The sequence below is a fragment of the Pelomonas parva genome (assembly GCF_043555835.1).
Taxonomy (GTDB): Bacteria; Pseudomonadota; Gammaproteobacteria; order Burkholderiales; family Burkholderiaceae_C; genus Pelomonas; species Pelomonas parva.
Genome location: NZ_JBIGHV010000003.1, coordinates 330,692 through 350,319, shown reverse-complemented (window position 1 = coordinate 350,319; position 19,628 = coordinate 330,692). Strand labels below are relative to the sequence as shown.

At 69.6% G+C, this 19,628-nt stretch carries 8 protein-coding genes (1 of these 8 cut by a window edge); 3 read left to right on the top strand and 5 right to left on the bottom strand.

What is annotated here, in order from left to right; all coding sequences use genetic code 11:
• Window positions 1-3: 3 nt before the first annotated feature.
• From recG to ACG00Y_RS09005, 3 genes are all read right to left on the bottom strand, one after another.
• On the bottom strand, window positions 4-2,052 hold the full coding sequence (recG, locus tag ACG00Y_RS09015; protein ID WP_394478017.1) for an ATP-dependent DNA helicase RecG: 2,049 nt from the start codon (window positions 2,050-2,052) through the stop codon (window positions 4-6).
• Window positions 2,053-2,124: 72 nt separating this feature from the next.
• Window positions 2,125-2,796, bottom strand: coding sequence for a substrate-binding periplasmic protein (locus tag ACG00Y_RS09010; RefSeq protein WP_394478015.1), 672 nt, complete (start codon window positions 2,794-2,796; stop codon window positions 2,125-2,127).
• Between the two features lie 253 nt (window positions 2,797-3,049).
• Window positions 3,050-3,412 (bottom strand): TraR/DksA family transcriptional regulator, encoded by a 363-nt coding sequence (locus ACG00Y_RS09005; protein ID WP_394478013.1) that lies wholly within the window; start codon window positions 3,410-3,412, stop codon window positions 3,050-3,052.
• A 117-nt stretch (window positions 3,413-3,529) separates the two neighbouring features.
• On the opposite strand from ACG00Y_RS09005, the gene queA reads away from it, so the two are divergent.
• A complete protein-coding gene (queA, locus tag ACG00Y_RS09000; protein WP_394478011.1) occupies window positions 3,530-4,591 on the top strand; it encodes a tRNA preQ1(34) S-adenosylmethionine ribosyltransferase-isomerase QueA in 1,062 nt (353 codons plus the stop codon).
• On the opposite strand, the gene ACG00Y_RS08995 is transcribed toward queA, so the two are convergent.
• Both ACG00Y_RS08995 and ACG00Y_RS08990 read right to left on the bottom strand, forming a co-directional pair.
• Window positions 4,543-5,148, bottom strand: a complete 606-nt coding sequence (locus tag ACG00Y_RS08995; protein WP_394478009.1) for an IMPACT family protein — start codon at window positions 5,146-5,148, stop codon at window positions 4,543-4,545. The two genes, queA and ACG00Y_RS08995, sit on opposite strands and share 49 nt — an antisense overlap.
• Window positions 5,149-5,174: 26 nt before the next feature.
• Window positions 5,175-5,960: a substrate-binding periplasmic protein gene (locus tag ACG00Y_RS08990; RefSeq protein WP_394478007.1), complete on the bottom strand. Its 786-nt coding sequence runs from the start codon at window positions 5,958-5,960 to the stop codon at window positions 5,175-5,177.
• 71 nt (window positions 5,961-6,031) lie between these two features.
• Here ACG00Y_RS08990 and tgt point away from each other — a divergent pair, with 71 nt between their 5' ends.
• Window positions 6,032-7,159, top strand: coding sequence for a tRNA guanosine(34) transglycosylase Tgt (gene tgt, locus ACG00Y_RS08985; protein ID WP_394478005.1), 1,128 nt, complete (start codon window positions 6,032-6,034; stop codon window positions 7,157-7,159).
• Between the two features lie 202 nt (window positions 7,160-7,361).
• Window positions 7,362-19,628 carry the beginning of a calcium-binding protein gene (locus ACG00Y_RS08980; protein ID WP_394478003.1) on the top strand. Its footprint extends 23,889 nt past the window's final position, so 12,267 of the gene's 36,156 nt are visible here — the first part of the coding sequence; its start codon is at window positions 7,362-7,364; its stop codon lies off the right edge, out of view.

The following is a 19,628-nucleotide window of genomic DNA, read 5'->3' as shown; positions in this document are numbered from 1 at the left end:
GCCTCAGGCTTTGAGGAATTCCGCCTTCGTCCCCAGCCATCGCGCCACCTGCCGGCGCGCGGCCTCTGGATGCTCGTCCAGCAGCTGCGGTGCCAGCGCGCGCGCGGCGACGAGCAGCGGTGCGTCTTCCTGCAGGTCCGCAAACCGCAGCAGCTCGGCGCCGCTCTGGCGTGAGCCCATGAATTCGCCGGGCCCGCGGATGTCCAGGTCGCGCCGAGCGATCTCGAAGCCGTCGGTCGTCTCGGCCATGGCCTTGAGCCGCGCCTTGCCGGTGTCCGACAGCGGCGGGCTGTAGATCAGCACGCAGACGCTGGCCTTGCTGCCGCGCCCCACGCGGCCGCGCAGCTGGTGCAGCTGCGCCAGGCCAAAGCGCTCGGCATGCTCGATGACCATCAGGCTGGCATTGGGCACGTCCACGCCGACCTCGATGACGGTCGTGGCCACCAGCACACTCGTCGCGCCGCTGGAGAACTGCGCCATCACCGCCGCCTTGTCGGCGGGCGACATGCGCCCGTGCAGCAGGCCCACGCTCGTGCCGGCCAGCGTCTCGCTCAGCTCGGCGTGCGTCTCGGTGGCGTTGCGCAGGTCCACCGCCTCGCTCTCCTCCACCAGCGGGCAGACCCAGTAGACCTGGGCGCCGTCCGCCACCGCCATGCGGATCTTGTCGACCACGTCGTGGCGCTTGGCCTCGGTGAACACCTTGGTGACGATGGGGCTGCGGCCGGGCGGCAACTCGTCGATGGTGGAGACATCCAGGTCGGCGAAATAGGTCATCGCCAGCGTGCGCGGGATGGGCGTGGCGCTCATCATCAGCATGTGCGGCTCCAGGTCCATGGCTTTCAGCTTGTTCCTCAGCGCCAGCCGCTGCGCGACGCCGAAGCGATGCTGCTCGTCGATGACGGCCAGGCCCAGCTTCGCGAACTTCACCTTGTCCTCGATGACGGCATGCGTGCCGACGATGAGCTGGGCCTCGCCGGACGCGGCGGCATCGAGCATCTTCTGCCGCGTCTTGCCCTTGACGCTGCCGGTGAGCCACGCCACCTTCAGCCCCAGCGGCTCCAGCCAGCCAATCAGCTTTCGGAAGTGCTGCTCGGCCAGGATCTCCGTCGGCGCCATCAGCGCGCACTGCCAGCCGGCGTCGATGGCGACGGCGGCGGCCAGCGCGGCCACCACCGTCTTGCCCGAGCCGACGTCGCCCTGCAGCAGCCGGTGCATGGGCTGGGGCCGTGCCAGGTCTTGCGCGATCTCCTCCGCCACGCGCTGCTGCGCGGCGGTCAGCTGGAAGGGCAGCGCCGCCAGCAGCTTTTCATGCAGGCCGCCCGGCTGGCCGCGCAGCGCGGGCGCCACCAGCAGCGCCCGCTCGCGCTGCGCCTGCAGCTGCGACAGCTGCTGGGCCAGCAGCTCCTCGAACTTGAGCCGGTGCCAGGCCGGGTGGTGGTGCTCGTGCAGCGCCTCCTGCGACGCGCTGGGCGGCGGGTGGTGCAGGTAGTTCAGCGCATCCTTCAGGCTGGGCAGCCCGCGCGGCACGACGCCGGCCGGCAGGATCTCGCGCAGGTCGGCCCGCGCCAGCCCCGAAGCGACGGCCTTGCGCAGATAGGCTTGCGGCAGCTGGGCGGACGCCGGGTAGACAGGGGTCAGGCTTTGCGCCAGCGGCGTGTCCTCGTCCACCACCTTGACGACCGGGTGCACCATCTCGCGGCCGAAGAAGCCGATGCGCGCCTCGCCGCGGATGCGCAGCCGGGTCGCAGCCGACATCTGCTTCTGCTGCGCCGGGTAGAAGTTCAGGAAGCGCAGCAGCAGCGTGCCGGACTCGTCCTTCACCCGCACCAGCAGCTGGCGGCGCGAGCGCATCTCCACCTGGCAGTCGATGACGACGCCCTCCACCTGCGCCGGCTCGTTGTCGCGCAGCGCGGCGATGGGCGTGATGCGCGTCTCGTCCTCATAACGCAGCGGCAGGTGCAAGGCCAGGTCGATGTCGCGCAGCAGGCCCAGTTTCTCCATCGCCTTCTGGGGCGCGGATTTGGGCTTGTCCTGGGGCAGCGGCGCGGTCATGGCCGGCATTCTGTCTGCACGGCACCCGGTGTCGCCGGCAAGGCCGCATGGCCAGCGCCGTCTGCAGCGCCGCTAGCGGAAGTACCGCAGCCGCAGCCGCTCGTAACGCCCATCGCGCCTGAGCCGCTCAAGCGCCGCCTGCAGGCTCTGTACCAGCGCCGGGTCGGCGTCGGGCCGCAGGCCGTAGAAGTAGCTGCGCGCCGCGTCCTGCTCCATGACGGCGCGCAGCGTGTCGTAGGGCAGCTGCAGCTGGCGCAGGTTCCACGCGGCGGCCCAGTCCAGCAGGGTGATGTACTCCATGCGACCGGCCAGCAGCTTGCGCATGTTGGTGGCGTCGTCCAGCCCCTGCTCCAGCTCGATGCCCGGGCGCAGGCCGGCGGCCTGCAGGTTGCGGTCGGCGGCCGAGTCGCGCACCACGCCGATGCGTGCGCCGCCCAGCTCGTCGAGGTGCTGCAGCTGCAGGTCGCTGCGGCTGGCCAGCCTGTAGATGAGGATGCGGCGCCGGGCGATGGGCCCCACCCACTGGAACTGCGCCTCGCGCTCGGGCGTTCGTGTCAGCGAGAACAGCACGCTGTTGGCGCTGGCCTCGGCCATCTGCACGGCTCGCGCCCAGGGCAGCACCTGCAGCTCCAGGTTCAGCCCGGCTTGTGCCGCCATCAGGCGCAGCAGCTCCACGCTGAAGCCCTGCGGGCCCTGGTCGTCCTGGTAGTTCAGCGGCGGCAGGTTCTCCGTGATCCCCAGCAAGGTGCTCGGAGGTCGTGACGCTTGTGCCGGCGCCCTCGTGCTGGCGAGCAGGGCTGGCAAGGCGAGACAGGCGCGGCGCTTCACGGAGCTGGGGGTGGCAATGTTGGGGGGCAGGCGGCGACTGCGTATCCCACCATTGCTGCGTGAACCTTCCCTGACAACACCCACCCTGTCTGCCGCCGGATCGTGCAATACCGCACGACCGGTGTCGGCACTCCGGCCCTGCGGTCGCCGGCGACGAAGAACTGCCTGGTCAGCGGCCGGCTTCGGCGCCGGCCTGGCAGTCGACGCAGCGCAGCGCCTGTGGCAGGCGTTGCAGGCGGTCGAAGGGGATGACGGCGCTGCAGTCGACACAACGACCATATCCGGGTGTCTTCAGGCGCAGCAACGCGTCGTCAATCGCCTGCAGCTCGGCCAGCAGAAGCGAGTCGCGGGCCTGGTCCAGCTCGCGCTCGGGCTCGTGCTCCTGCGGGTCGTCCTCCAGCAGCGTGGCAGCGTGCGCAAGGCGGTCGCTGCCGCCGCGCTGGGCCTGCAGCGCGGCCAGCGCCTTCTGACGCGCGAGCTGCAACTCGCTTTCAAGCAGCGCATGTTGTCCGGGTGTCAAGGCTGTGCTCATGGAACCTCCTGGTACCCATGCTTGCATCGGCCGCGCGGTGCCGCCTTGCGCTGCGTCAAGCGGGCGATGGGAGAATCCCGCTCCCTTTGGCACGGGTCCGTCCGGCCCTCAAACCCCATGCGCCCTGATGCAAGCGCCTACACGGTCGCCGACTTCGATTTCGACCTGCCGCCCGAGCTGATTGCCCAGCATCCGGCCGCCGAACGCAGCGCCTCGCGGCTGCTCGACGCCACCGGCGCGGAGCCCGTGGACCGCGTGTTCCGCGAGCTGCCCGATCTGCTCGCGCCCGGTGACCTGCTGGTCTTCAACAACACGCGCGTCATCAAGGCGCGGTTGTTTGGCGTCAAGGCGACCGGCGGCTCGGTGGAGGCCTTGGTCGAGCGCGTGCTGCCCGGCACGCAGGAAGTCTGGATGCACTTGCGCGCCAGCAAGTCCCCCAAGCCCGGCAGCCGTGTGCGCTTTGCCGACGCCTTCGACGCTGAGGTGCTGGGCCGCTGCGGGCCCGACAACGGGCTCTTCCACCTGCGCTTTGCCGGCGACCCCTTCGCGCTGCTGGAGGCCCACGGCCATGTGCCGCTGCCGCCCTACATCGCCCATGCGGACGACGCGGAGGACGAGCGCCGCTACCAGACCGTCTTCGCCAAGGAGCCCGGTGCTGTCGCCGCGCCGACCGCCGCGCTGCACTTCGACGAGGCGCTGCTGGCCCGACTGACGGAGCGCGGTGTGAGCCAGGCGCATGTGACGCTGCACGTCGGCGCCGGCACCTTCCAGCCGGTGCGCGTCGACACGCTGGCGGAGCACAAGATGCACAGCGAGTGGTTCGAGGTGCCGCAGTCGACGGTGGCGGCAATAGCCGCCTGCAAAGCCCGTGGCGGCCGCGTCGTCGCCGTCGGTACGACGACGCTGCGCGCGCTGGAGTCCGCCGCCCGGGGTGGCGAGCTGCTGGCCGGCGCCCGCGAGACGGACATCTTCATCACGCCGGGCTTCGAGTTCCGCGTCGTTGACCGCCTCGTCACCAACTTCCACCTGCCCAAGAGCACGCTGATGATGCTGGTCAGCGCGCTGGCCGGGCATGCACAGGTGATGGCGCTGTACCGCCACGCCATTCGCGAGCGCTACCGCTTCTTCAGCTACGGCGACGCGATGCTGCTCTCGCGGGCCCAGGCGATTCGCCCCTGAGCGGCCTCATCCACGGCGGCCGTGAAGGCGGCCCGTCCCGTGACGGCCAGCGACCAGCGCATATGCACGCGCGTCTCGTGCCGCACGTCCACGAGTGCCGCCCCGTGCTGCTCCGCCAGCCGCCGCAACCGCCCCTCCAGCTCGTAGGGCAGCTCGCAGCCCAGTTCCACCTGGGCCACGCGCGCTATCTTGTCGGCCGTCAGCAGCGCCTGCGCGATGCAGTCGGTGTAGGCCCGCACCAGGCCGCCGGCGCCGAGCTTGACGCCGCCCCAGTAGCGCACGGCCGTGGCCAGCACGCCGTCCAGGCCCTGGTGGCGCAGCACGTCCAGCATGGGCCGGCCGGCCGTGCCGCCGGGTTCGCCGTCATCGTTGGCGGCGGAGTGGCCGCCGGCCAGCAGCGCCCAGCAGACATGGGCGGCGCCGGGGTGCTGCTCGCGCAGCTGTGCCACGCGGGCCAGCGCCGCCGTGCGGTCGGTGCAGGGCTCCACGCAGCCGAGGAAGCGGCTCTTCTTGATGACGAGTTCATGCTGCGCTGCGGCGCTCAGGGTCATGGCCATGCGCAAATTGTCCGTGGCCGGTGCCGTCACTCACCCGTGTACGCAGAAGCCCGGGCGCCCTTGTCGCCGAGGTGGCGACGCATGATGTCGTGCACGGTGCCATCGGCCAGCATGGCCTGCAGCGCGCGGCGCAGGCGCTGCCGGTCTGCTTCGGGCATGGCGTGCGCCATGGCCAGCGACATGACGCTGCGCTCGTTCGGCGTCACGTCCACCGGCACGGGGTTGTCCGGGTGATCGGAACCGTCGATGGCAAAGGCGTAGCTGCTGGGCAGGGACAGCAGCGCGTCCGCCCGCCCGGCACGCAGCATGCGACTGGCGGTCTCGAAGTCGGCGGTCTCGACCAGGCGGCCCTGGCCGCGCAGGCGCTGCAGCCAGGGGTCCAGCGCCGGGCCGTGCACATAGCCGCGCACATGCACCAGCCGCAGCGCCGGGTCGGCTTCGAAAGCCGCGAGGCTCTGCACACGCCCTGCCAGCCCACGCCGCACCAGCAGCTGGAACCTGCCCTGGGCGTAGGGCAGCAGCTCGGCGATCTCGCGCCGCTCAGGGCTGGACAGTGCGGACAGCGTCAGCTGCACGGTGCCGCGCCGCATCTCCTGCCAGATGCGCACCCGCGACTCGACCACCTGGTTCAGCTGGCAGCCCGAGCGGCGGGCCAGCTCGTCGAACATGTCCTTGTCGATGCCGGCCGGCCCGGTCCGGGGATCGTCGTAATAGAAACGGGCGTAGCGGTAGAGCGCCGCCGTGTGCGGGCCGCAGGCCTGTGCCGAGGCCATCGTGGCGGCCAGCAGCATGAGCATCAGCGCGCTGTTCATGGCTGGATAGTGGGGTGCGGCGGCCCGTTCCGTCCACCCCGGAAAAGCCCCCCTGCGACAATCCCGGCCCCATGCTGAAGTTCAACCTCCTCAAGACCGAAGGCCGCGCCCGTCGCGGCACGCTGACGCTCAACCACGGCGTCGTGCAGACGCCCATCTTCATGCCCGTGGGCACCTACGGCACGGTCAAGGGCGTCACGCCGCGTTCGCTGGAGGAGATGGGCGCGCAGATCATCCTCGGCAACACCTTCCACCTGTGGATGCGGCCGGGCCTGGACGTGGTGACGCAGTTCGGTGGCCTGCACCGCTTCGAGAGCTGGAGCAAGCCCATCCTGACGGACTCGGGCGGCTTCCAGGTCTGGAGCCTGGGCGCCATGCGCAAGATCAGCGAGGAGGGCGTCAAGTTCGCCTCGCCCGTCAATGGCGACAAGCTCTTCCTGACCCCCGAGGTCAGCATGCAGATCCAGACGGTGCTCAACAGCGACATCGTCATGCAGTTCGACGAATGCACGCCCTACGAGAGCAAGGGCGTGCTGACGACAGAGCGCGAGGCGAGAACGTCCATGGAGCTGAGCCTGCGCTGGGCCAAGCGCTGCATCACCGAGTTCGGCCGGCTGGAGAACCCCAACGCGCTGTTCGGCATCGTCCAGGGCGGCATGTTCACGAACTTGCGCGACGCTTCGCTGGCGGGTCTCGCCGAGCTGGACCTGCCGGGCTATGCCATCGGCGGCCTGTCGGTGGGCGAGCCCAAGGCCGAGATGCAGCGCATCCTGGGCCACATCGGCCACCAGCTGCCCGCGGACAAGCCGCGCTACCTCATGGGCGTCGGCACGCCGGAGGATCTGGTGGAAGGTGTGTCCCAGGGCATCGACATGTTCGACTGCGTCATGCCGACCCGCAATGCGCGCAACGGCCATCTGTTCACGCGCTTCGGCGACCTGCGGCTGCGCAATGCCCGTTACAAGAATGACGAAAAGCCCGTGGATGAAACCTGCGCTTGCGAATGCTGCAAGGGCTTCAGCCGCGCCTACCTGCACCACCTGGACCGCTGCGGCGAGATGCTTGGCCCCATGCTGACCAGCGTGCACAACCTGCATTACTACCTGAACCTGATGCGGGAAATGCGGGACGCGCTGGACGCGGGCGGCTTCGAGGCCTGGCGGGCGCAGTTCCACGCCGATCGCGCGCGCGGAATCTAGGGAGGGCCCGCCCTCCCACGAGCTAGGGGGGCGGCGCCACTTTGGACGGGTCGAGTCCCCCGTTTGCAGGTCAAGAAACGTAAATCCGTCACGAGTGGCAGCCCAGAATCGCGCCGGCCTTCTCCGGATCGGGTGCGCTTGCTGCCGCCTGTAACTGCCTGAAACAGCGGGGTTGGCGAACCAACTCCCGAAGGTTTCAGACATGTCGATCAAGTCCCTGCGCGCCCGTGCGGCGGCCGCCCTGCGCCGCGCTTCCAAGACTGCCTCCGCCCGCGTCGAGGCGAGCCGCACCGAGCCCTGGAAGATCGAAACGCTGGAGCCCAAGCTGCTGCTGTCGGCGGATGCGCTGCCCGCCGTGCACCTGATGGCCAGCCAGAGCGAGGCGGCGGCGCCGAAGGTCTACGGCTTCGAGCGCGGCGAGGGCGCGGCCTGGGTGGATGCGCGCGCCGCCGGTGACGATGCCAGCGGCCTGCTGCAACTGGGCGCCGGCATCGCGCCGGCCGACGTGGCGCTGCGCCGCGTTGTGGACGACGCCACCGGCCAGGCCGATGCGCTGGAGCTGGCGCTGCGCGGTACGGCCGACCGTGTGCAGATCCGCGGCTTCTTCAGCGCCGCCAACCCGGTGCAGACCGTCGCCTTTGCCGACGGCACGCGTTGGAGCGCCGACGAGCTGCCCGAGCTGATCGAGACCGGCCCGCAGCGCCAGGCGCTGGCGGTGGGCGTGGCCCAGGCCAATGCCGTCATCAGCAACGGCCCGGGCAACAACCTCTACCTGTTCGGCCGCGGCGACGGCGCGACGACGGTGCAGTCCTACTCGGACCCCAACCTCGGCAAGGTCAACACGCTGCAGTTCAAGCCCGGCGTGCTGCCCGCCGACATCAGCGTCGCCCGCGCGACGGACGACCAGGCCGGCGGCAATGTCGCGCTGGCGCTGACCATCATCGGCAGCAACGACGTCATTTCATTCAACGGCTTCCTGTACGGCGGCACGCCGGCCAACGAGTTCAACGGCCTGCAGAAGGTGACCTTCGAAGACGGCACGGCCTGGGACGTGTCGCATCTGCTCTTCCTGCTGGGCATGGGCACGGCGGGCAATGACAGCCTCGCCGGTGGCACGGGCGCCGACCTGCTGAACGGCGCGGCCGGCAACGACAGCCTGAGCGGCGCCGGCGGCAACGACAGCCTCTACGGCGGGGCCGGCAACGACACGCTGGACGGCAGCAGCGGCGACGACGTCCTCGAAGGCGGCACGGGTGACGACACCCTCAACGCCGGCGCCGGCAGCAACGTCTTCCTGTTCGGCCGTGGCGATGGCTCGGACCGCCTCTACTACAACCACAGCGGTGGTCAGGCGCGCATCAACACGCTGCAGTTCAAGGCCGGCGTCGCGCCCGCCGACGTGGTGATTCGGCAGGCCTACGACAACTACTTTGGCGGCAACCGCGCGCTGGAGCTGGGCATTGCCGGCACCGCCGACAAGGTCACCGTCAACGCCTTTTTCTACAACGACGACCCGGCCAGCGCCTACGCCGGCATCCAGCGCGTGCGCTTTGCCGACGGCACCGAGTGGACGGCCAACCAGATCGTCACGATGCTGCTGGCCGGCACGCCGGGCGACGACAACCTGCGCGGCACCAGCGCGGCCGACAGCATTGACGGTGGTGCGGGCAACGACACGCTGAATGGCGCCGGTGGCGACGACATCGTCTCGGGCGGCAGCGGCAATGACAGCCTCACCGGCGAGGCCGGCGCGGACCAGCTCTTCGGCGGCGAGGGCAACGACACGCTGGACGGCGGCGAAGGCAACGACACGCTGGACGGCGGCGCGGGCAACGACACGCTGAACGCCGGTGCCGGCAGCAACAGCTTCCTGTTCGGCCTGGGCGACGGCCAGGACCGGCTGTACTACAACCACAGCGGCGGCCAGGCGCGCACCAACGTCATCGTCTTCAAGGCCGGCATCGCGCCGGGCGACATCGTCCCGCGCCAGGCCTATGACAACTACTTCGGCGGCAACCGCGCGCTGGAGCTGAGCATCGCTGGCACTGCCGACAAGGTCACCGTCAACGGCTTCTTCTACAACGACGACCCGGCCAGCGCCTACAACGGCATCCAGCGCGTGCGCTTTGCCGACGGCACCGAGTGGGATGCCGCCGCCATCGTCAGCATGCTGTTTGCCGGCACGGACGGCAACGACGACCTGCGCGGCACCAGTGGCGCGGACGTGATGAACGGCGGCGCCGGCAATGACGCGCTGAACGGCGCCGGCGGTGCCGATGTCATCTCCGGCGGGCCGGGCAACGACAGCCTGACCGGCGAGGCCGGCGCGGACCTGCTGCAGGGTGACGCGGGCGATGACAGCTTCGATGGCGGCGACGGCGACGACACGCTGGACGGCGGCGCCGGCAACGACAGCTTCAACGCCGGCCATGGCAGCAACACCTTCCTGTTCGGCCGGGGCGATGGCCAGGACCGGCTGTACTACAACCACAACGGCGGCCAGGCGCGCATCAACACGCTGCAGTTCAAGGCCGGCGTGCTGCCGGGCGACGTGATCGTCAGGCAGGCCTACGACAACTACTTCGGCGGCAACAACAACGCGCTGGAGCTGGGCATCGCCGGCACGACCGACAAGGTCACCGTCAACGGCTTCTTCTACGGCGACAACCCGGCCAACGCCTACAACGGGTTGCAGCGGGTGCGCTTCGACGACGGCACCGAGTGGGACATCCCCGCCATGCTGGCGCGGCTGTACGCCGGCACCGACGGCGACGACGTCTGGCGCGGCACCAATGCCGCCGAGACCTTCAGCGGCGGCCTGGGCAACGACAGCATCTCGGGCGCGGGCGGCAACGACCTGCTCGACGGCGGTGCCGGCAACGACAGCCTCGCGGGCGAGGAGGGCGACGACACGCTGACCGGCGGCACCGGCAACGACAGCCTCAGCGGCGGCATCGGCGCCGACCTGCTGCAAGGCGGCGACGGCGACGACAGCTTGGATGGCGGCGACGGCGACGACACGCTGGACGGCGGCGCCGGCAACGACAGCTTCAACGCCGGCCACGGCAGCAACACCTTCCTGTTCGGCCGCGGTGATGGCCAGGACCGGCTGTACTACAACCACAACGGCGGCCAGGCCCGCATCAACACGCTGCAGTTCAAGGCCGGCGTGCTGCCGGCCGACGTGATCGTCAGGCAGGCCTACGACAACTACTTCGGCGGCAACAACAACGCGCTGGAGCTGAGCATCGCCGGCACGACCGACAAGGTCACCGTCAACGGCTTCTTCTACAGCGACAACCCGGCCAACGCCTACAACGGCTTGCAGCGCGTGCGCTTCGACGACGGCACGGAGTGGGACATCGCGGCGCTGGTGGCGATCACCCAGACCTTCACCGACGGCGACGACAACGTGCGCGGCACGACGGCCGAAGAGGTCCTCAACGGCGGCCTGGGCAACGACACCATCGCCGGCGCGGCCGGCAACGACACCATCGACGGCGGCCCCGGTAACGACAGCCTCTCCGGCGACGATGGCGACGACACCGTCACCGGCGGCACGGGCAACGACAGCCTCAGTGGCGGCAACGGCGTCGACCTGCTGCAGGGCGGCGACGGCAATGATTCCGTCAGCGGCGGCGCAGGCAACGACCAGATCCAGGGCGGCATCGGCGACGACAGCCTGGACGGCGGCGACGGCGACGACTTCATGGAAGGCGGGTCGGGCAATGACACCCTCAATGCCGGCGCCGGCAGCAACACCTTGCTGTTCGGTCGCGGCGACGGCCAGGACCGGCTGTACTACAACCACAACGGCGGCCAGGCGCGCGTCAACACGCTGCAGTTCAAGGCCGGCGTGGCGCCGACCGATGTCGTCCTCAAGCAGGTCTACGACAACTACTTCGGCGGCAACAACAACGCGCTGGAGCTGAGCATCGCCGGCACGACCGACAAGGTCACCGTCAACGGCTTCTTCTACAGCGACAACCCCGCCAACGCCTACAACGGCCTGCAGCGAGTGCGCTTCGACGACGGCACCGAATGGGACATCGCCTACCTCGTCGCAACGCTGCTGGCCGGCACGCCGGCTGACGACAACGTCGCCGGCACCAGTGCGGCCAACGAGATGCACGGCGGCGCCGGCAACGACACGCTGGCCGGCCGTGGCGGCAACGACGTGCTTCATGGCGACGAGGGCAACGACGCGCTCTACGGCGAGGACGGCGTCGACACGCTGATCGGCGGCGCCGGCAACGACTACCTCGACGGCGGCACGGGCAACAACGTCTACGTCTTCGGCCGCGGTGACGGCCAGGACAATATCGCCGGCCGCTACGACACGGCGGCGGGCAAGCTCAACACGGTGCAGTTCCGCGCCGACGTGCTGCCCGGCGACGTGACGGTGCGCCGTGTCTACGAGAGCCAGAGCAGCGGCGTCAACGGCCTGGAGCTGGCCATCGTCGGCAGCAACGACCGCATCACTGCCAACTACTTCTTCCACGGCGACGACCCGGGCAACGTCTACAACTCGCTGCAACAGGCCACCTTTGCCGACGGCACGGTCTGGAACATCGCCCGCCTGCTGGAGCTGATGAGCGCCGGCAGCGAGGCCAACGACAACCTGCGTGGCACCACCGGCGCCGACGTGCTGACCGGCGGACGCGGCGACGACCTGCTCACCGGCAACGACGGCAACGACCGCCTGCTGGGCGGCGAGGGCAATGACGCGCTCTACGGCGGCTACGGCAACGACACGCTGGACGGTGGCGCCGGCAACGACTGGCTGGACGGCAGCTACGGCAACAACACCTACCTGTTCGGTCGTGGTGACGGGCAGGACACCATCGCCCACTACTACGACGCCACCGCTGGCAAGCTCAACACGGTGCAGCTCAAGGCCGGCGTGGCCCCGAGTGACCTGCTGGTGCGCCGCACGGGCAGCGAGTCCATCGAGCTGCTGATCCGCGACACACAAGACCGGCTGACGATCAACCTGTTCTTCCAGGGCGACAACCCGGCCAGCGTCTACAACCCCGTCCAGCAGATCCGCTTCGACGACGGCACGACCTGGAACATCGGCGCCATCCTGGCCGCGCTGGGTGCCGGCACGGCGGGCGACGACGCGCTGCGCGGCACCACCGGCGGCGACACGCTGACCGGCGGGCGCGGCAACGACAGCCTCGAAGGCCTGGACGGCAACGACACGCTGGTGGGCGGTGAAGGCAACGACGGCCTGTACGGCGGCTACGGCAACGACACGCTGGACGGTGGCGCGGGCAACGACTGGCTGGACGGCAGCTACGGCAACAACACCTACCTGTTCGGTCGCGGTGACGGGCAGGACACCATCGCCCACTACTACGACGCCACCGCCGGCAAGCTCAACACGGTGCAGCTCAAGGCCGGCGTGGCCCCGAGTGACCTGCTGGTGCGGCGCACGGGCAGCGAGTCCATCGAGCTGCTGATCCTCGGCACGCAAGACCGGCTGACGATCAACCTGTTCTTCCAGGGCGACAACCCCGGCAGCGTCTACAACCCCGTCCAGCAGATCCGTTTCGACGACGGCACGACCTGGAACATTGGCGCCATCCTGGCCGCGCTGGGTGCCGGCACGGCGGGCGACGACGCGCTGCGCGGCACCACCGGCGGCGACACGCTGACCGGCGGGCGCGGCAACGACAGCCTCGAAGGCCTGGACGGCAACGACACGCTGGTGGGCGGTGAAGGCAACGACGGCCTGTACGGCGGCTACGGCAACGACACGCTGGACGGTGGCGTGGGCAACGACCACCTGGACGGCAGCTACGGCAACAACACCTACCTGTTCGGTCGTGGTGACGGGCAGGACACCATCGCCCACTACTACGACGCCACCGCTGGCAAGCTCAACACGGTGCAGCTCAAGGCCGGCGTGGCCCCGAGTGACCTGCTGGTGCGCCGCACGGGCAGCGAGTCCATCGAGCTGCTGATCCGCGACACACAAGACCGGCTGACGATCAACCTGTTCTTCCAGGGCGACAACCCGGCCAGCGTCTACAACCCCGTCCAGCAGATCCGCTTCGACGACGGCACGACCTGGAACATCGGCGCCATCCTGGCCGCGCTGGGTGCCGGCACGGCGGGCGACGACGCGCTGCGCGGCACCACCGGCGGCGACACGCTGACCGGCGGGCGCGGCAACGACAGCCTCGAAGGCCTGGACGGCAACGACACGCTCGTCGGCGGCGAGGGCAACGACGGCCTGTACGGCGGCTACGGCAACGACACGCTGGACGGTGGCGCGGGCAACGACCACCTGGACGGCAGCTACGGCAACAACACCTATTTGTTCGGTCGTGGTGACGGGCTGGATCTCATCGCATCGGTGTACGACTCGGCCGCTGGCAAGCTCAGCACGGTGCAGTTCCGCGCCGGCATCACGCCTGACGATGTCGTGCTCCGCCGCGTGACGGGCACTCAGGGCGGTGCCAACGAGTCGCTGGAGATCACGCTGGTCGGCAGCGACGACCGTCTGATCGTCAACTACTTTTATCAAGGCGGCAGCAGCACCAGCGTCTACAACCCCGTCCAGCAGCTGCGCTTCGACGACGGCACGGCCTGGGATCTGGCCGCCATCACGGCTCGCCTGCAAACGGCGCCCGCCACGACCGTCATCAACGGCACGAACCTGGTCGACACGCTGACCGGCACGGCCGCCGATGAGACCCTCAACGGCCTGGCCGGCAACGACACGCTGGCCGGTGGCGGCGGCACCGACTTCCTGGCCGGCGGCACGGGCAACAACACCTACCTGTTCAACCGCGGTGACGGTGTCGACACCATCCTCTACAGCGGCGACACCAACGGCAGCCGGCTCAATGTCGTGCGCTTGGGGCCCGGCATCCTGCCGACCGACCTGGTGCTCAAGCGCCTCATCGACGGCCAGACCAACCGCTACAGCGCGCTGCAGATCAGCATCCAGGGCACAGCCGACAAGCTGGTCATCAACTACTTCCTGGAGAGCGACAACCCCGCCAACCCCTGGAACCCGGTCCAGCAACTGCAGTTCGACGACGGCACCATCTGGACGGCCAGCCAGATCTTTGCGCATCTGAACCTGCCAACAAGCGGCGACGACGCGCTGACCGGCTCCACCGGCGGCGAGACGCTGGAAAGCGGCGACGGCAACGACAGCTTGAGCGCACGCGGCGGCAACGACACGCTGCGCGGCGGCGCAGGCGACGATCTGCTCTATGGCGAGGCCGGCAACGACACGCTGGAAGGCGGCACCGGCAACGACTACCTCAGCGTCGGCGCCGGCAACAACACCATCACGCTCAGCCTGGGCGACGGCGTCGACACGCTGGCCTACACCGACTACGACACCAGCAAGACCAACACGCTGCTGTTCAGCGCCGGCATCACACCGGCCGACGTCAAGCTGCGGCGCGTGCTGGAAGAAGGCGCGCGGGCCTACCGCGCGCTCGAAGTCGCCTACGGCAACGGCGGCGACCGCCTCATCGTCAACGCCTTCTTCGAGAACGAGGACCCCAACCGCGGCTACAACCCGCTGCAGCGCATCCAGTTCGCTGACGGCACCGTCTGGAGCATCACCGACATCCAGGCCATGGTGCTGGCCAGCACGGCCGCAAGCGACACGATCAACGGCACGGCCTGGGCTGAGACCATCGCCGGCGGCGAGGGCAACGACACCCTCAGCGGCGGCTCGGGCAACGACACCCTGAACGGCGGCGGCGGTGACGACCTGCTCTACGGCGGCGCCGGCAACGACACGCTGGACGGCGGCACCGGCAACGACTACTTCAACGTCGGCGCCGGCAGCAACACCCTCACGCTGGGCCTGGGCGACGGCGTCGACACGCTGGCCTACACCGACTACGACACCGGCAAGACCAACACCCTGCTGTTCAAGCCCGGCATCGCGCCCAGCGACGTGAAGCTGAGCCGCGTGCTGGAAGAAGGCGCCCGCGCCTACCGCGCGCTGGAGGTGGCCTACGGTGCAGGTGGCGACAAGCTCGTCGTCAATGCCTTCTTCGAGAACGACGACCCCAACCGCGGCTACAACCCGCTGCAGCGCTTCGAGTTCGCCGACGGCACGGTCTGGACCCTGGTCGACATCGTTGCCCGCGTGAACGCCGGCAGCGATGGCGCTGACTATCTGACCGGCACGGTCGCCGGCGAGACGCTGGACGGCGGCCCGGGCGGCGACAGCCTCTCGGGGCGTGGCGGCAATGACACGCTCAAGGGTGGCACCGGCCATGACGTGCTGTCCGGCGAAGCCGGCAACGACACGCTGGAAGGCGGCGAGGGCGACGACCTGCTCTACGGCGGCGGTGACGCCGACACGCTCGACGGCGGCGCCGGCAATGACTACTTCAGCTTCGGCAACGGCAGCAACACGCTGACGCTGGGCCTGGGCGACGGCGTCGACACGCTGGCCTACACCGACTACGACACCAGCAAGACCAACACGCTGCTGTTCAAGGCCGGCATTGCGCCCAGCGATGTGAAGCTCAGCCGCGTGCTGGAAGAGGGCGCCCGCGCCTACCGCGCGCTGGAGGTGGCCTACGGCACGGGCGGTGACAAGCTCATCGTCAACGCCTTCTTCGAGAGCGACGACCCCAACCGCGGCTACAACCCGCTGCAGCGCATCGAGTTCGCCGACGGCACGGTCTGGGCCCTGGCCGACATCGTCGCGCGCGCGCTGGCCGGCACGCCGGGCCACGACAGCATCACCGGCACCGATTGGTCCGAGACGCTGGACGGCGGCGCCGGCAACGACAGCATCAGCGCCGGCGCGGGCAACGACAGCCTCAACGGTGGTGAGGGCGACGACAGCCTCACCGGCGAAGCCGGCAACGACGCCTTCGACGGCGGCACGGGCAACGACACCCTCAACCCCGGCGCCGGCAACAACACCTACCTCTTCGGTCGCGGTGACGGCCAGGACACGCTGATCGAGAGTGCGCACAGCACCACCAAGGTCAACACGCTGCAGTTCAAGCCGGGCATCGCCCCGGCGGATGTCATCGTGCGCCGCGTCTTCGACTACCGCACGGCCCAGTACACGGCCATCAGCATCGGCCTGGCCAACAGCGACGACAAGCTGACCGTCTCCTACTTCTTCTACGGCAACGACCCGAAGAACGGCTACAACCCGCTGCAGCAGGTGAAGTTCGACGACGGCACGACCTGGGACTTGAACGCCCTCGTCGCCGAGGTCGACAAGGCCGTGGGCATGGACCTCGTCGTTCGAGACGTGAGCGTCGTGCCGGCCGCAGGCGCCAGCCAGTTCCTGTCCGGCGGCAACGTCGTCGTCACGTGGACGACCCTCAACCAGGGCCCCACCGCCACCATCGGCGACTTCGCCGACCGCGTCACGCTGCGCAGCGCCGGCGGCGACGTGCTGGCCGAGTTCCTCGTGCCTTACGTCGAGGCGATTTCGGGCGCGCTCGCGTCCGGCGCCAGCATCACGCGCACCGCCACGCTCAAGCTGCCCGACGGCCCCACCGGCGCCGGCAGCCTGCTGGCCGTCATCGAGAGCGACTTCGGCAACACGCAGAAGGAAGGCGGCGTCACCGAGACCAACAACCGCGGCCAGGTCGCCTTCACCAGCACGCTGGCCGAGTACGTCAACTACGTCAACCTCGCCGCCAGCAACCTCAGCATCACGCCGGCCGGCGACTGGCAGAACGGCGACACGGTCACCGTCGGCTGGACGACCACCAACGCCGGCACCATCCCGCCGGGCCGCAACTGGACCGAGCGCGTCGAGGTGCTGAACCAGACCACCGGCGTCGTCATTGCCAGCCTGACACGCACCGGCACGCCGGCTGAAGCGGCCCCCGGCGTCAGCGTCGACCGCACGGCCGCGTTCACCTGGCCCGGCGGCGCCAACGCGGCCGGCGCGATCCGCCTGCGCGTCACGGTCGACGCCGGCAACGAGATCGCCGAGTTCAACAGCACCGGCACGCTGGAGAACGACAACCAGCTGCAGGCCAACGTCAACGTCGGCAGCGACCTGATCGCCCGCAACCTCAGCCTGGACTCAGGCACACCCACGTCCGGCGATGTGCTGACGCTGCGCTGGGAAGACGTCAACCAGGGCAACGTCGCCACCAACCTGAGCCACCAGGACCGCGTCGTCATCCGCCAGCGCAATGCCGACGGCAGCGCCGGGCCGGTGCTGGTGGACACCCTTGTCAGCTTCACCGGCGCCGCCGCGCTGCCGATGGCTGCGGGCGAGGTGCGCCAGCGCAGCTACGGCTTCGCGCTGCCGCAAGGCCTGCGTGGCGCCGGCACCTTCGACGTGACCGTCAGCGTCGACCGCAGCAGCACCGGCCAGGGCATCCTTTTCGAGGCCAATGCCGACGGCACGGCCGAGACCAACAACGACGCGGCCTGGAGCTTCACGGCCGTGCTGCGCACCTATGCCGACCTCGCCGTGACCGTGGTCGACGTGCCGCCCAGCGCCAGCTCGGGCACGGACATCAGCGTCGGCTGGACCGTCAAGAACAACGGCGCGGCGGACGCGACTTCTGCCACCGGCTGGGTCGACCGCATCGTGCTGAGCCGCGATGCCGTTGTCGGCAATGGCGACGACGTGGTGCTGGCTGAGATCCCGCGCGGCACCAGCCTCGCAGCGGGCGACGAGTACAGCCAGACGGCCACGGTCCGCATCCCCTCGCGCATCGACGGCGCCTACCGCATCGCCGTCATCAGCGACGCGACCGCCAAGGTCACCGAGCCCGACACGCGCGCCGACAACGCCAAGCTCTCGGCCGCCATCACCATCACCCAGACCTACGCCGACCTGGTGCCGACGCTGACCGTCGTGCCGGCCGAAGTCTTTGCGGGCCGCAGCGCGCGCGTGGAGTGGTCCGTCCGCAATTCGGGCACCGTCGGCACCGACGTGAACCGCTGGGTCGATCAGGTCTACCTGAGCAGCACGCCCAGCCTGACGGCGCAGTCCACGCTGCTCGGCTCCGTCACCCGCGTGGGCACGCTGGCCAAGGACGACAGCTACGCCGCCGCCCTGGACTTCACCGTGCCGCGCGACGCCGCCGGCCAGCGCTACTTCATCGTCAAGACGGACGCCTTCACAGCCGTCTATGAACTGGGCCGCACCGACAACAACGTCGTCGTCGCCACCGACGCGACCTTGGTCAAGGCCGAGCCCAAGCCCAATCTGCTGATCGAGGGCGTCAGTGCGCCCGCCAACTGGCGGGTCGGCCAGACCGTGCAGCTCAGCTACACGGTGCGCAATGCCGGCAACGACGCCATCAGCGGCTTCTTCGGCGAAGAGATCCGCCTCGTCGACACGCTGGGCCTGGCGCCCACGCAGGTGCTTACCAGCACCTGGGCCTTTCAGACGCTGGCCGCCGGCGGCACGGGCGTGCAAAACCAGACCCTGGCCGTGCCCGCCATCCCGCCGGGCAACTGGCGCCTGGAGATCGCTGCCGACAAGGGCAACTACGTCGCCGAGTCCAACGAGGCCGACAACATCGCCACGAGCGCCGTCGCCGTCATCGCACCCGACCTCGTCGTCGGCAGCCTCACCACCACCGGCCTGCTGCAGGGCGGCGAGGCCGTCACGCTGAACTGGGTCACGCGCAACGCCGGCAGCGCGCCGGCCGTGAACATCCGCGACAAGGTCTACCTGTCCAAGGATGGGCTGATCGATGCCGCCGACACGCTGCTGGGCGAGCGCCTCGTCGACAGCCTGGCCGCCGGTGCGTCCAGCGATGGCAGCCTGGGCTTCACGCTGCCGGTCGACCTGTCGGGCTCCTGGCGCCTGATCGTCGTCACCGACACCGACAAGGCCAACAACGAGGCCACGAACGAGGGCAACAACCAGGACGGCCTGGCCATCAACGTGGCCATGGACGCCTATGCCGACCTGGCCGTGCTGAGCGTCGGTGCGCCCACGCAGGTCATCGACGACCCGGCCAGCATCACGGTGGAGTGGACCGTCAAGAACGAAGGCCCCGGCGCCGGCCGCGCGACCAACTGGACCGACCGCGTCATCTACAGCACCAATGCCGTGCTGGGCGACGGCGACGACATCGTGCTGGGCAACGTCGAGCGCAATGGCGCGCTGGCCGCAGGCGCCAGCTACAACGGCAGCCTGAACTACGCCTTCGGCCCGGCCTTCAGCCGCCACGGCACGATCTTCGTGAAGTCGGATGCCACGGGCGCCGTCTGGGAAAACGGCAGCGAGACCAACAACACCCAGGACGCCGGCCACGCCACCGATGTGATGCCCATCGCCTACGCGGACATGCGCGTCGAGTCGGTCGGCACGACCGGCACTGCCTACAGCGGCCGTGACCTCACCGTGCAGTGGACCGTCGCCAACCGCGGCATCGGCATCACCAACACGACGAGCTGGAACGACAGCGTCTGGCTGAGCCGCAATGCCGACGGCAGCGGCCAGACCTTCAACCTCGGCAGCGCCGGCCACCTCGGC